Genomic DNA, 13,293 nt, shown 5'->3' on the forward strand with positions numbered 1-13,293 from the left:
CACAAACAAGGAGTGAGCAATGCGTATTTCTCGACTACTGACACCGCTAGCGGCCGCTATTCTACTGGCTGGTTGTGCCACATCGGATCCTTACGGTGGCCAAACGCAGCGCTCTAGCACCGCGATGGGGACAGGGATTGGTGCCGCCGTTGGCGCCGCTGCTGGTGCCCTTTCTGGCGATGGCAGCACCAGCCGCCGCGATCGGGCGTTAATTGGCGCAGCCGTCGGTGCGGCGGCGGGCGCTGGTATTGGTGTCTACATGGATCGCCAAGAGCAGCAGCTGCGTGAAAACTTGCAAGGCTCGCGCATTGAAATTGATCGCCGTGGCGATGATATCGTGCTGAATATGCCTAGTGGCGTGACCTTTGGTTTTGACTCTGCAGATCTTACCAGTGAAGCTCGTAGCTCTCTTAACGAAGTCGCTAATGTACTCACCCAGTACCAAGACACCCGCGTCAATATTGCAGGCCACACCGATAGCACCGGTGACGCGAGCTACAACCAGCGCCTGTCTGAGCGTCGCGCCCAAGCCGTGGGTAGTTACTTAAGCCAGAACGGTGTTTCTTCCATGCGTCTTAACACCTCGGGTTATGGCGCGACTCAGCCAATTGCCAGTAATGACAACGAACAGGGTCGCGCTCAGAACCGTCGGGTAGAAATTACCCTAACACCCACCGGCGATGGCCAACGTTAATCCGCTAGTGAGTTAATCTGGCTATTGTCGCCCCAAGCCCGCTATGCTCACATAGCGGGCTTTTTTCATTCACTTGCCGATGAGCCTCCATGCTGTCTTATCAACATGCCTACCATGCCGGTAATTTCGCGGATGTACATAAACATCTAACGCTTTATGCGGTGATTGATTATTTATTACGTAAAGAATCAGCTATTACATATGTCGATACTCACGCGGGTCGAGGGCTCTATCCTCTCAACGCCCAAGAGACCCAGCGCTTGCAAGAGTATCGCGAGGGTATATGGCCAGTGTGGCAAGCCCGCGAAGGGTTTAGCGATGAGCTACTAAGCACGTGGCAAGTCGCGCTAGCAAATGCTCAGCCCATGGCAGAGGCGCTGACTCACTATCCAGGCTCTCCTTGGTGGCTGAGCCATTCGTTGCGTGAGCAGGATCATCTGCGATTGTTTGAACTACATCCTGGCGAGCATGAGCAGCTCAGCGGCCAAGGGTTATCGCCACACGCACAGCGCGTGTTCGGCGATGGACTAGCTGGATTAACGGCCATGCTGCCGGTCAAATCGCCACGGCTATGTGTTCTGATTGACCCCAGCTATGAGCGTAAAACCGAGTACCAGGAAGTCGCCGAGACAGTGGCCTATGCGCTAGATAAAGCGCACCATGGAGTGGTATTGATTTGGTATCCGCTGCTGCCAGCAGGCCATCATCACACCCTATTGACGAGTCTCAAAGAGAGCGGAATACGCAAAGTATGGCGCAGCGAGCTGCTGCTGCGCGAACCTGGAGAGCAGGCTCACGGCATGTTCGGTAGTGGTATGCTGGTAATTAATCCGCCTTGGGGATTGGACAAACGCCTGTCAGCCGCGATGTCGCAAATTACCCCGCTGCTAGGAACTAACTGCCACTATCAGGCGGACTGGTGGGTGGGTGAGTAGTCGTTGTAAGGAAGTCGCTCTATTTGCCGATACAAAAACTGCCGAAAATTTCGCCGAGTAAGTCATCGGCGCTGAATTCGCCGGTGATCTCGCCTAAGGCCTGTTGGGCATCGCGCAAATCCTCCGCCAGCAGTTCGCCTGCGCCATAGCCATCAAGCTGTGCACGGCCGGTATCAAGGGCTGCCATGGCGCGATCTAGCGCGTCCAGATGCCGTCGGCGGGCGGAAAAGCGACCCTCAGTGGTGGCGGCAAAGCCCATCACATCCTTCAGATGAGCCTTTAAGTTATCCACACCCGTACCGGTTTTTGCCGAGAGCCTGACGATAGGCGTGGTTGTGGATAAATCAATACCCGCCGGTTCGGCACTGGTATCTATTTTATTACGCACCAGAGTTAAACGCGCCTGGTCAGGCAAGCGAGCAACGAACTCTGGCCAGATGGCCATAGGGTCAGTCGATTCGGTGGTGCTGGCATCAACCAGTAGCAGCACCCGGTCGGCTTTCTCTATCTCGGCCCAGGCACGTGCGACACCAATCTTTTCCACCGCATCGGGCGTATCGCGCAATCCAGCGGTGTCGATGATATGTAGCGGCATACCGTCGATATGGATGTGCTCACGGAGTACGTCTCGGGTCGTCCCCGCGATATCCGTTACAATGGCGGTATCTTGTTCGGTCAGCGCATTTAGCAGGCTCGACTTACCCGCATTGGGTCGCCCGGCGATGACGACGCTCATCCCTTCGCGCAGCAGTGCTCCTTGGCCTGCCGCTTGGCGTACGTCACTCAGCGCCTGCTGGACGCTGCTTAAATGCTGGGCAACATGGCCGTCGGCTAGAAAGTCGATCTCCTCTTCGGGGAAATCGATAGCCGCTTCCACGTAGACGCGTAGCTCTATAAGCCGAGTGACCAAGGCAGATATGCGCTTTGAGAACTCGCCCTGTAGCGAGCGCACAGCGTTTTCTGCCGCCGAACGAGAAGTGGCATCGATGAGATCTGCAATAGCTTCTGCCTGGGCCAGGTCGAGCTTATCGTTCAAAAACGCCCGCTCAGAAAACTCCCCCGGCCGCGCCAGGCGGGCACCCAAGGCCACACAGCGCTCCAACAGCATATCCATGATAATCGGGCCACCGTGCCCCTGGAATTCCAGGACGTCCTCACCGGTAAATGAGTGAGGGCCATTAAAGAACAGCGCGATACCTTCATCGATGCTGCCCTCAGCGCCTTGGAAGGGGCCGTAGTGAGCGAATCGTGGAGTAGGGCAATGTCCAACCATGGCTTCAGCGATCTCGCGGCAGGCGGGGCCTGAAACGCGGATAATACCCACGCCACCGCGCCCAGGGGGGGTCGCCAGCGCCGCAATGGTGTCAGGTGTATAGAGGCGTTCGGCCATGGTGAATCTCTTTTTAAATTGGCAGGTAACGAAACTGATCGACCTAGTGTGAATTTTTCGGCCTTAAAACGCCAGACCCCCGCTCGAGGCGGGGGTCTGAAGGCACTAATTAAAACGGCGGGCTATTTTGTTTTCATACCCTTGCCGATACTTGGGTCATTTTCGATTTTGCGCGTAATGTAATATTGCTGCGCCACCGAAATGATGTTGTTGACCACCCAGTAGATAACCAGACCGGCCGGGAACCACAGGAAGAAGAAGGTAAAGATGATAGGTAACATCTTCATAATCTTCGCCTGCATCGGGTCTGGCGGAGTCGGGTTTAACATCTGCTGAACGAACATCGAAATGCCCATCAGAATTGGCAGAATGAAGTACGGATCCTTCACCGACAAATCCTGAATCCAGAAGATAAACGGAGCGTGGCGTAGTTCAACCGACTCCAGCAACATCCAGTAGAGCGCGATGAAAACGGGCATTTGGATCACAATGGGAAGACAGCCCCCCAGCGGATTAATTTTCTCCTTCTGGTAGAACTTCATCATCTCTTGCGACATTTTTTGCCGGTCGTCGCCATACATCTCTTTCAGGCGCTGCATTTCCGGACCAAGTTTACGCATCCGACCCATGGACTTGTACGCTTTGGCGGAAAGCGGGAAAAGCACCGTCTTAACCAGTACGGTTAACAGAACAATCGACCAACCCCAGTTGCCGACGATTTCGTGGATATGATCCAGTAGCCAGAACAGCGGGTTAGCAATAAACCATAGCCAGCCGTAATCAACGGTTAAGCGCAGATTGGGAGCAACCTGCTCTAGGTAATCTTGAACCTTTGGCCCCATATAAAGGGTAGCGCCCAGTGTCGCTTCACTATCGGCGGCAACGGTGCTGGTAGGGCCCGCAAAGGCAACGACGTTACGGTCACTGGAGTCTGTGGTGACGTAGTAAAGATTCTGTTGATCCTGCTGGGGCGCCCACGCCGACACAAAGTAGTGTTGAATAATCGCTATCCAGCCACCCTGGGCTTCACGGTTTTCAAAGTTACGGCTTTGAATATCGTCAAAGTCGATCTTCTCGTAGCGTGCATCCGGCGTTGAATAAGCGGCGCCCAAATAGGAGTTCATACCCATAGAGACACCGCTAGACGGGTCAGGGCTATTATCGCGGGCCAACTGGCCAATAAAGCGCGCACTAACGGGTGCATCGGTATTATTGGCAAGGTAGTAATTGACGTTGACCGCGTAGCTGCCACGTTCAAAGGTAAGCCGTTTAATGACCTCAACGCCGTTAACGTCGGCGGTTAGATTAACGCTTAGCTCGTCATCGTTATCACCTAAACGATACTCAGAGTTTTCAGGCGTGAACGCGATACGGCTCGCTTGTCCATCAAGTTGGAGACCTGATCGAGCCACGTAGCTACGGCTGCTGTTATCGGATAACAGGACATAGTTACGGTCTGAATCAAGGGATAGTTTGTGCTGCGGTAACGCGGCATAAACTATATCGCCACCATGTGGATCAATACGCACATCGAGGACATCGGTGGTCACGGCAATGAAATCGCGGCTTGATGTCTCGCTTTCGGTATCAGGGATACCTTCACCTACCGCGCTTTGCTGCTGCGTAGATGTGCTGGGAACCGCTAAGCCACCTTCTCCATCTTCAACATTGCTGGGAGGCGGCGCATTGCTGCGTTGAGTTGTTTCAGGCACTGAATCATAATTCGGCTGCCCGTAATCCTGATTCCACTGGACGACTAGCAAATACGCCAGTACGGCTAGTGGAATCAGTAATAAAAGTCGTTTTACGTCCATGAGGGTTCTGCCCGCTGGGTGGTGAACATGCTAATGGCGCAGTGTTATTTACTCGACTCTTGACACACGAAAGCCTGCCAGTTGGCAGGCCGAGGTCGAGCGGCGAGGGGTGCACCAAAGGTCACGTGTCACGCTTAGGCGTTGGTACTGCGATCATCGCCTGTGCGTCACGCTGAAGTCGCTTCCACATGCCGTGTAACTGGCGATGCAAGGTTTCGTTATCGATATCCTGAACACCACGTCGTGCAAGCACCACTATATCCACAGAGGGGAGGTGATCTTGACGAAGGCGAACGGATTCTCTAACCAGACGCTTGAAACGGTTGCGATCTACGGCGCGTTTAACATTCTTTTTGCTGACCACCAGTCCAAGGCGGGGATGTCCCCGAGTACTCAAGCGGACTAACGCCATCATACCTTTGCCATGTACTTTCAGGTCGGCTTGCTCAAACACGTGACTAAAATCCCCAGCATTTAGTAACCGTAATTGCCGGGGAAAGCCTTGCTGCGGCACACGCAATCTGAGATCAGGCGCTCAGACGCTTGCGGCCCTTGGCACGGCGACGTGCGAGGACGGCGCGACCGTTTTTGGTTGCCATACGAGCACGGAAGCCATGCGCGCGCTTGCGCTTGAGAACGCTAGGTTGAAAAGTGCGTTTCATAACTCGTTATTCCCACGTGGTTTAGGACGGAAAGTGAATTCCAAAAAGCCCGGTCCAGTGAGGAACTAGCCGGGGAGATTCAATTCAAGACCGGAAATTGTAGAGACTTCCTCTGCTGGGTGCAATTTTTCCTTGCATAAAAGCGTTATCACGCCTCAGCCAGCGTGCTTGATGCGGTGAGAGTAGCCATTAATAATGTCACTATTATTACTAATAGGTAGTTCTAAACCTGTTGTTATTAATAGTGGGGATACTATTTGTGGATAAGCGTTTATTATTCTTATCTTTCAATAACCTATAATAATAAAAAATCTGTGTGTAAGTCCCGTATAAGCAGTCCACAAGGTGTTGGCTAGATGTGACTAACCATTGCATAAGGCGCATTTTTAACGGTTGTCCCCACCGATCCACAAGGTTTTCCCATAGGCTCATTGCAAGTTGTCCACAGGTCAATATTGAAGGCTAAACCCGTGTGGATAACCGAGGCTTTGGGCGCTACAATGGTCGGCCGTTTTCAACCGATGGTGAGATGAGTGTCACTGACGCTTTGGCAACAGTGCCTGGACAACCTGCAGGATGAGCTGAATTCACAACAGTTCAATACCTGGATACGCCCGCTGCAGGCAGAAGAAGGAGAGTCCAACGAGCTGCGCTTATTGGCGCCGAATCGCTTTGTGCGCGATTGGGTGAGCGATAAGTATGCCAAGCGGATTAGTGAGCTGATGCGTGAACTCGCACCGGCCAAACCGCCAAAAGTAAGCCTGACGGTAGGTAGTCGCCGCTTGGCAACTCAGGCCCCTCAGCATCGTGATTTAGGTAACCCTGTATCCGCTTCACCGTCTCGACCGGCGTCACCTGCTGTACACACGCCGCCACGCGGCGATATTGCCGATGAGCGTGAAATTGATAGGCTGCGTGATGAAGCACCGAGCCGGCGAAATAATGAGCGTCAGGTACAGGTAGAGGGCAGCCTGAAACATGGCAGCGGCCTTAATCCTAATTTTACTTTTGATACGTTCGTAGAAGGTAAATCGAACCAATTAGCTCGCGCGGCCTCCCGCCAGGTGTCTGAAAATCCTGGTGGCGCTTATAACCCCTTGTTTTTATACGGCGGCGTAGGTTTGGGTAAAACCCACTTAATGCATGCTGTGGGGAACGCATTGGCAACCCGGCGTGAAAATGCCCGAGTTGTATACCTACACTCAGAGCGGTTTGTGGCCGATATGGTCAAGGCGCTTCAGCTTAATGCGATTAATGATTTTAAACGCTTTTACCGCAGTGTTGATGCGTTACTTATTGATGATATTCAGTTTTTTGCTGGAAAAGAGCGCTCGCAAGAAGAATTTTTTCATACCTTCAACGCACTTTTGGAAGGTGGGCAGCAAATGATCCTCACTTCTGATCGCTATCCTAAAGAGATCAGTGGTGTAGAGGAGCGCCTAAAATCACGCTTTGGTTGGGGGCTCACGGTAGCGATTGAACCACCGGAGCTTGAAACCCGCGTGGCTATCTTGATGAAAAAGGCTGACCAAGCTAAGGTCGATTTGCCTCATGATGCGGCTTTCTTTATTGCGCAAAAAATCCGCTCCAACGTGCGCGAATTGGAAGGGGCGTTGAAAAAAGTCATCGCTGATTCTCACTTCATGGGTAAAACGATTACTCAGGACTTTATACGAGAGTCTCTGAAAGATCTTCTAGCGCTTCAAGACAAACAGGTAGGGGTAGATAATATTCAGCGTACAGTTGCTGAATATTACAAGATTAAGGTGGCGGATCTGCTTTCTAAACGGCGTTCACGTTCAGTGGCCCGCCCTCGTCAGGTGGCGATGGCGCTTGCTAAGGAGCTAACCAATCACAGCTTGCCTGAGATTGGCGATGCCTTTGGCGGCCGTGACCACACAACGGTGTTGCACGCTTGCCGGAAAGTGAAATCATTGCAGGAAGAGAGCGCGGATATTCGTGAGGATTACAAGAATCTATTGCGCCTGTTAACCAGTTAATCATCCCATGGGTCGGGCCTGTCATACGCAGGTCTTTCAGGATATAGAACCGGAGTATTGATGAAATTTTCGATTTCCCGAGAGGCGCTGCTACGTCCGCTGACTCTGGTCGCTGGTGTCGTTGAGCGTCGCCAAACGTTGCCAGTGCTCTCTAATGTGCTGATTCAAGTAGAGGGTGACCAAGTGTCGCTCACTGGCACTGACTTAGAAGTCGAGCTCGTTGGTCGTACCGTGGCCAGTCAAGTCGACCAGGCGGGTTCCGCGACAGTGCCTGCACGTAAGCTGATGGATATTTGTAAATCATTACCCGATCAGTCTGACATTCAACTAGCCGTTGAAGAGGGCCGCGCGGTACTTCGTAGTGGTCGTTCACGATTTACTCTGTCGACTCTCCCTGTTGCTGAATTTCCCAATATCGAAGATGCAGACGGTAGCCAGGAGATTAGCGTACCCCGCGGTACGCTAAAGCATTTGATTGAAGCCACCTCGTTTGCGATGGCGCAGCAGGATGTTCGTTATTACCTCAATGGTATGCTGCTGGAAATTCAAAGCAACCTGTTGCGCACAGTAGCAACGGATGGCCACCGCTTGGCGATGTGTTCACGCCCAATTGAGGTCACCGTCAGCCAAGCTCAAAAGCTGATTGTGCCGCGTAAGGGTATTTTAGAGCTGTCGCGCCTGTTGGACGATAGTGATGAGCCTGTCAGCCTAACGCTCGGCTCCAGCCATGTGCGCGCCCATACAGGGGATTTTACCTTCACCTCTAAGTTAATCGACGGTAAATTTCCCGACTATGAGCGTGTTGTGCCCCGCAATGGCGATAAAGTATTGCTTGCTGAGCGCGCAGCACTGCGCCAAGTGCTTTCACGTACTGCCATCCTCTCCAACGAAAAGTACCGCGGTGTGCGCCTCTATCTTGAGGAGAACAACCTTAAAGTGATGGCTAACAACCCCGAGCAAGAAGAAGCCGAGGAAAATATCGCCGTTGAGTACAACGGGGGGGCAATGGAGGTCGGTTTTAACGTAGGCTACTTGGTGGATGTTCTGACAGTGCTTAATGAAGAACGTGTGCAGATTACCCTAGCCGACCCTAATAGTAGTGCACTGCTTGAAGAGCCAGGCAGTGGTGATGCACTCTATGTCGTTATGCCAATGCGCCTGTAAACGTTTATGCCTGCGGGATAGCAAATATATAAACAGCTAGGTTAAGCGGCGCTTCTGGTAGCAGAAGCGCCGCAACACGTTTGGAATACTCCCTTTTCGAGGATTTTTTTAAGTGGTGATAATTGGATGAGCTTGACACTGCTTAATTTCCACGCTTTACGCAATCTTCAGCCTGTTGAGATGATCCCTTCTTCCCGCATCAATGTGATTAGCGGTGCTAATGGCAGTGGAAAAACCAGTCTGTTGGAAGGCGTACATATTCTAGGCATGGGGCGCTCTTTCCGAACGCGCCAACTTAAGAACGCGATTCAGACGGATGAGCCCCATATGACGCTTTACGGGCGTTTAAGCGGTGAGCCTGAGGTTACCCTGGGTGTGCGCCGGTTACGTGCTCAGCGGGAGCTGGAGCTTCGTTTAAAGGGTGATAAAAATGCTCGTCTGGCGGAGTTAGTAGAGGCGATGCCGCTACAGTTAATTAATCCAGATGCTTTCCGATTGCTCGAAGGATCTCCAGCTGGTCGCCGTGAGTTTCTCGACTGGGGGGTGTTTCACGTGAAACATGACTTTTTAGTCATCTGGAAACGCTCCCGACGTGCGTTGAAACATCGGAATGCACTGCTCAGGCGTGGTAGAATACAACCTCAAGAAATGGCGGTGTGGGAGCAGGAGCTCGCCACTTGGGGCGAACAGATAGATACATTGCGTCGCGCTTGGTTTAGTGACTTTCTGCCCGTGTTTGAAGAGACGCTTAAAGTGTTACTGCCTTTACCGGGTTTGTCGCTGAATTACGCCAGAGGCTGGGATAAAGAGCGATCGCTTGCGTCGGTGTTACATGATAACCGGCTAACGGATCAACAGATGGGTTTCACTCAGCAAGGCCCACAGCGCGCTGATTTACGTATTAGGATAAACAAGCAGCCTGCGGTAGAAGTACTTTCCAGAGGCCAGCAAAAGTTAGTGGTGAGTGCTTTAAAGCTCGCCCAAGGCCGGTTTCTGGAAAGAACAGCACAGCGGCACTGTATTTACCTTATCGATGATTTGCCGGCGGAGCTTGACGAGCATAATCGTCACCAGTTTTGTGGTTTACTCGAAGATATGCAGTGCCAAGCATTTATTACCAGTGTCGAACCTTCCGCGTTGAGGAGTACTTGGCGGACTGAGACTTCGGTTAAGATGTTTCACGTGAAACATACCGAACAGGGTCTCAGCCATCTAGAGCCAACTAACTAGAGCTGATTAGTTAAAATGACATCAGCTCTAGCCGGTTAAATTAGCGCAGGAAGGATAGACGATACGGGATGAGACAGACTTCACGACGGAGTGGTCAATGAGCGAGCAGGCTTACGATTCATCAAGCATTAAGGTGCTCAAGGGACTGGACGCGGTGCGTAAGCGACCAGGTATGTATATTGGTGACACCGACGACGGTACTGGGCTGCACCACATGGTCTTCGAATTGGTGGATAACTCCATCGACGAGGCATTGGCGGGGCATTGCAGCGAAATTCGCGTTGTCATCCACCCAGATGAGTCAGTCACCGTGAGCGATAACGGCCGTGGCGTACCCACCGAGCTTCATGAAGGGGAGGGGGTTTCCGCTGCTGAAGTTATCATGACGGTTCTGCACGCAGGCGGTAAATTCGACGATAACTCCTACAAAGTTTCCGGTGGCTTGCATGGTGTAGGTGTTTCTGTTGTCAATGCGCTTTCCGCTGAACTGCGCTTAACGATTTGGCGCCAGGGTGAAGTGTTTGAACAAATGTATCGCCACGGTGTTCCCCAGGCACCACTGGGTGTTGTGGGCAAAACCGAAAAAAGCGGTACTCGCGTTCACTTCCGTCCTTCTCCGGAAACCTTTGGCAATATTGAATTCCATTTTGATATCTTAGCCAAGCGGCTGCGAGAACTCTCCTTTTTGAATTCTGGCGTGGCCATTCGATTGCTGGATGAACGCAGCGGAAAAGAGGAGCTGTTCCACTATGAAGGCGGTTTGCGCGCCTTTGTTGACCACCTGAATACTAATAAGAGTGTGATTAACCCAGTATTCCACTTTAACGCTGTGCGTGACGATGGCGTTGAAGTAGAGGTGGCTATGCAGTGGAGCGAAGCCTTCACTGAAAATATTTTTTGTTACACCAATAATATTCCGCAGCGAGATGGTGGCGCTCACTTGGCTGGTTTTCGTGCCGGGCTGACCCGCACGCTCAATAATTATATTGAAGCTGAAAACCTGCTCAAAAAAGCCAAGGTCAATACGACGGGCGATGATGCCCGCGAAGGCCTGACGGCGATTATTTCGGTCAAAGTGCCGGATCCTAAGTTTTCGTCTCAAACCAAGGACAAGCTGGTCTCCAGTGAAGTGAAAACCGCGGTTGAGCAGGAAATGAGCCGCTTGTTTTCCGAATATCTTGTTGAAAAGCCAAACGAAGCTAAAGCAATCGTTAATAAGATGTTGGATGCTGCGCGTGCCCGTGAGGCCGCTCGTAAAGCGCGCGATATGACTCGCCGCAAAGGCGCGCTGGATATTGCCGGTCTGCCCGGCAAGCTCGCGGACTGTCAGGAAAAAGACCCAAGCCGATCTGAATTATACCTGGTGGAGGGTGACTCGGCGGGTGGTAGTGCCAAACAGGGACGCGACCGCCGCACCCAGGCCATTTTGCCGCTCAAAGGTAAAATCCTGAACGTCGAAAAAGCGCGCTTCGATAAGATGCTCTCCTCTGCAGAGGTGGGCACGCTAATCACAGCCTTAGGCTGCGGTATTGGTCGTGAAGAGTTTAACCCTGATAAATTGCGTTATCACTCGGTTATTATCATGACCGATGCGGATGTCGACGGCTCGCATATTCGTACGTTGCTGCTGACGTTCTTCTTCCGTCAAATGCCGGAACTGATTGAGCGTGGCCATATCTTCATCGCTCAGCCGCCGTTGTATAAAATCAAACGCGGTAAGCAGGAGCTCTATCTGAAAGACGAGCAGGCGATGGTCGATTACTTAACCACGACTGCTCTAGATGGTGCGGGTCTACACGTGAATGCTAATGCACCGGGTATTTCTGGCTCACAGCTCGAAACGTTGGTGAATCAGTACCGCAACGTGATGAAGCGGATTGATCGTCTGTCGCGGGTTTATCCCAATGAAGTACTTAAACAAATCATTCATGCCTCTGCGCTCAAAGGCGAGGAGAGCTTGAAAGATCGCATTACCATGGAGAACTGGATAGCTGAGCTGCAGAAGATTATGGACGATATGGTGGCTTATGAAGGCGGGCCGCGCTATCACTTCCATCTTCAAGAAGATACTGAGCGTGGTCTGTTCTTACCTACTGTGTCGCTGGTTGCTCACGGTGTGACGACGGAGTACACGTGGGGACTCGACTTCTTTGAAAGTGCCGACTATCGGGGCATTGCCGAGCTGGGTGAAACCCTGGATGGTTTCCTGGAGGAGGGCGCCTTTATTGCCCGTGGCGAGCGTCAGAAGCCTGTATCGCACTTCTCGGAAGTGCTTGCATGGCTAATGCAAGAAGGCCAACGAGGGCTGTCCGTGCAGCGCTATAAAGGTCTGGGGGAAATGAACCCGGATCAGCTTTGGGACACCACCATGGATCCCGATAGCCGCCGTATGCTACGAGTGACTATTGAAGATGCCGTGGGTGCCGATATGATGTTCAACACCTTGATGGGTGACGACGTTGAACCCCGCCGTGAGTTTATTGAAACCAATGCGCTGGTGGCGAATTTAGACGTGTAGGTTGATGGTCTTCGTTAACATGTTTCACGTGAAACATGTTAACGAGCCATGCCTCAAGATGATTTAGTGTCACTTATAAAAGCGTCGCTGTGGATGGATTCCATAGCGACGCTTTTTCAATGCTAGATAAATAGTATGAAGAGTGGTTGTGGCAGAGAATTTTTCTCAGCCGACCATTCTCGAACAAAGTAGAGCGATCTGAGACTCTGTTTAATACCGCTTAGCCTCCCATTTCGCTTATCAATTCACTTCTCAATTAGCTATTCAATTAGCCAGTCAACAAAGTGTGCGAGATCATCGAAGATCTTGGTCTTCTCAAGACCCACGCCTTTTTGTTGCGTTTTTGCCCCTTTTCCGGTTCTAACCAGAACAGTATTGCATCCCATTACTTCGCCTGCCTCTAGATCTCGTAGGCTATCACCGACCATCCAACTCCCCGCTAAACCCTCTAGCATCAGAATCTGTTTGATCTGTCGCAGCATACCCGGTAATGGTTTACGGCATTGGCACCCATCATTTGGCCCATGGGGGCAGTAAGCGATATGTTCAATATGCCCGCCTTCCGCTTCTACCAATGCTATTAAGTGTTCATGCATGGCATGGAGCGTTGCTTCATCATAATAGCCACGCGCAATACCCGATTGATTCGTTGCGACGGCAATGGAGTATCCTGCGCGTGTGAGTCGGGCAATCGCCGTAATTGAGGAAGGGTAGGGCACCCACTCATCGAGGGATTTGATGTAATCATCGGAGTCATGGTTGATGACACCGTCTCGATCAAGAATGATAAGTTTCTCGGCACTAAGCATAGAGTTCCTATTGTTACGGTTGTTGGCGATGCATACTGCCCCTTAGTTTTACGACTATCTTATACCCGATCTAGCAA

11 protein-coding genes are annotated in these 13,293 nt (G+C 51.8%); 6 read left to right on the plus strand and 5 right to left on the minus strand.

The features are described 5' to 3' along the window. Positions 1–19: 19 nt before the first annotated feature. Positions 20–694 (plus strand): OmpA family protein, encoded by a 675-nt coding sequence (locus A6R74_RS00470; RefSeq protein ID WP_064232418.1) that lies wholly within the window; start codon positions 20–22, stop codon positions 692–694. 89 nt (positions 695–783) lie between these two features. Continuing rightward, complete coding sequence (locus tag A6R74_RS00475) at positions 784–1,629, plus strand: 23S rRNA (adenine(2030)-N(6))-methyltransferase RlmJ (RefSeq protein ID WP_064232419.1); 846 nt, start codon at positions 784–786, stop codon at positions 1,627–1,629. Between the two features lie 19 nt (positions 1,630–1,648). Here A6R74_RS00475 and mnmE read toward each other — a convergent pair whose 3' ends face one another. From mnmE to rpmH, 4 genes are all read right to left on the minus strand, one after another. Beyond that, the gene (gene mnmE / locus A6R74_RS00480) at positions 1,649–3,019 is read right to left on the minus strand and encodes a tRNA uridine-5-carboxymethylaminomethyl(34) synthesis GTPase MnmE (protein WP_064232420.1); all 1,371 of its coding nucleotides are present in this window, start codon (positions 3,017–3,019) and stop codon (positions 1,649–1,651) included. A 122-nt stretch (positions 3,020–3,141) separates the two neighbouring features. After that, a complete protein-coding gene (gene yidC, locus A6R74_RS00485) occupies positions 3,142–4,833 on the minus strand; it encodes a membrane protein insertase YidC (RefSeq protein WP_064232421.1) in 1,692 nt (563 codons plus the stop codon). A gap of 121 nt (positions 4,834–4,954) precedes the next feature. After that, positions 4,955–5,347, minus strand: coding sequence for a ribonuclease P protein component (gene rnpA, locus A6R74_RS00490; protein WP_082906530.1), 393 nt, complete (start codon positions 5,345–5,347; stop codon positions 4,955–4,957). A gap of 13 nt (positions 5,348–5,360) precedes the next feature. Then, entirely contained in the window at positions 5,361–5,495 is a 135-nt protein-coding gene (gene rpmH, locus A6R74_RS00495; protein ID WP_008959105.1) for a 50S ribosomal protein L34, read from the minus strand. Positions 5,496–6,028: 533 nt separating this feature from the next. Here rpmH and dnaA point away from each other — a divergent pair. From dnaA to gyrB, 4 genes are all read left to right on the plus strand, one after another. Continuing rightward, a complete protein-coding gene (dnaA, locus tag A6R74_RS00500) occupies positions 6,029–7,495 on the plus strand; it encodes a chromosomal replication initiator protein DnaA (RefSeq protein ID WP_035582418.1) in 1,467 nt (488 codons plus the stop codon). Positions 7,496–7,555: 60 nt separating this feature from the next. Next, the gene (dnaN, locus tag A6R74_RS00505) at positions 7,556–8,659 is read left to right on the plus strand and encodes a DNA polymerase III subunit beta (protein ID WP_064232422.1); all 1,104 of its coding nucleotides are present in this window, start codon (positions 7,556–7,558) and stop codon (positions 8,657–8,659) included. Between the two features lie 126 nt (positions 8,660–8,785). Continuing rightward, positions 8,786–9,889 (plus strand): DNA replication/repair protein RecF, encoded by a 1,104-nt coding sequence (gene recF, locus A6R74_RS00510; RefSeq protein ID WP_064232423.1) that lies wholly within the window; start codon positions 8,786–8,788, stop codon positions 9,887–9,889. A gap of 97 nt (positions 9,890–9,986) precedes the next feature. Then, complete coding sequence (gene gyrB, locus A6R74_RS00515; RefSeq protein WP_064232424.1) at positions 9,987–12,407, plus strand: DNA topoisomerase (ATP-hydrolyzing) subunit B; 2,421 nt, start codon at positions 9,987–9,989, stop codon at positions 12,405–12,407. A 260-nt stretch (positions 12,408–12,667) separates the two neighbouring features. Here the strand turns inward: gyrB and gmhB are convergent, their stop codons facing one another. Further along, on the minus strand, positions 12,668–13,216 hold the full coding sequence (gene gmhB, locus A6R74_RS00520) for a D-glycero-beta-D-manno-heptose 1,7-bisphosphate 7-phosphatase (RefSeq protein WP_064232425.1): 549 nt from the start codon (positions 13,214–13,216) through the stop codon (positions 12,668–12,670). Between the last annotated feature and the right edge of the window lie 77 nt (positions 13,217–13,293).

Origin of the sequence: Halomonas sp. ALS9 (assembly GCF_001651035.1) — a bacterium.
GTDB lineage: Bacteria > Pseudomonadota > Gammaproteobacteria > Pseudomonadales > Halomonadaceae > Vreelandella.

What these genes read in the sequence shown, in the direction of transcription:
- A6R74_RS00470 (WP_064232418.1), top strand. Translation starts at nt 20, where the DNA reads ATGCGTATTTCTCGACTACTGACACCGCTAGCGGCCGCTATTCTACTG.
- A6R74_RS00475 (WP_064232419.1), top strand. Translation starts at nt 784, where the DNA reads ATGCTGTCTTATCAACATGCCTACCATGCCGGTAATTTCGCGGATGTA.
- mnmE (WP_064232420.1), bottom strand. Translation starts at nt 3,019, where the DNA reads ATGGCCGAACGCCTCTATACACCTGACACCATTGCGGCGCTGGCGACC.
- yidC (WP_064232421.1), bottom strand. Translation starts at nt 4,833, where the DNA reads ATGGACGTAAAACGACTTTTATTACTGATTCCACTAGCCGTACTGGCG.
- rpmH (WP_008959105.1), bottom strand. Translation starts at nt 5,495, where the DNA reads ATGAAACGCACTTTTCAACCTAGCGTTCTCAAGCGCAAGCGCGCGCAT.
- dnaN (WP_064232422.1), top strand. Translation starts at nt 7,556, where the DNA reads ATGAAATTTTCGATTTCCCGAGAGGCGCTGCTACGTCCGCTGACTCTG.
- recF (WP_064232423.1), top strand. Translation starts at nt 8,786, where the DNA reads ATGAGCTTGACACTGCTTAATTTCCACGCTTTACGCAATCTTCAGCCT.
- gyrB (WP_064232424.1), top strand. Translation starts at nt 9,987, where the DNA reads ATGAGCGAGCAGGCTTACGATTCATCAAGCATTAAGGTGCTCAAGGGA.
- gmhB (WP_064232425.1), bottom strand. Translation starts at nt 13,216, where the DNA reads ATGCTTAGTGCCGAGAAACTTATCATTCTTGATCGAGACGGTGTCATC.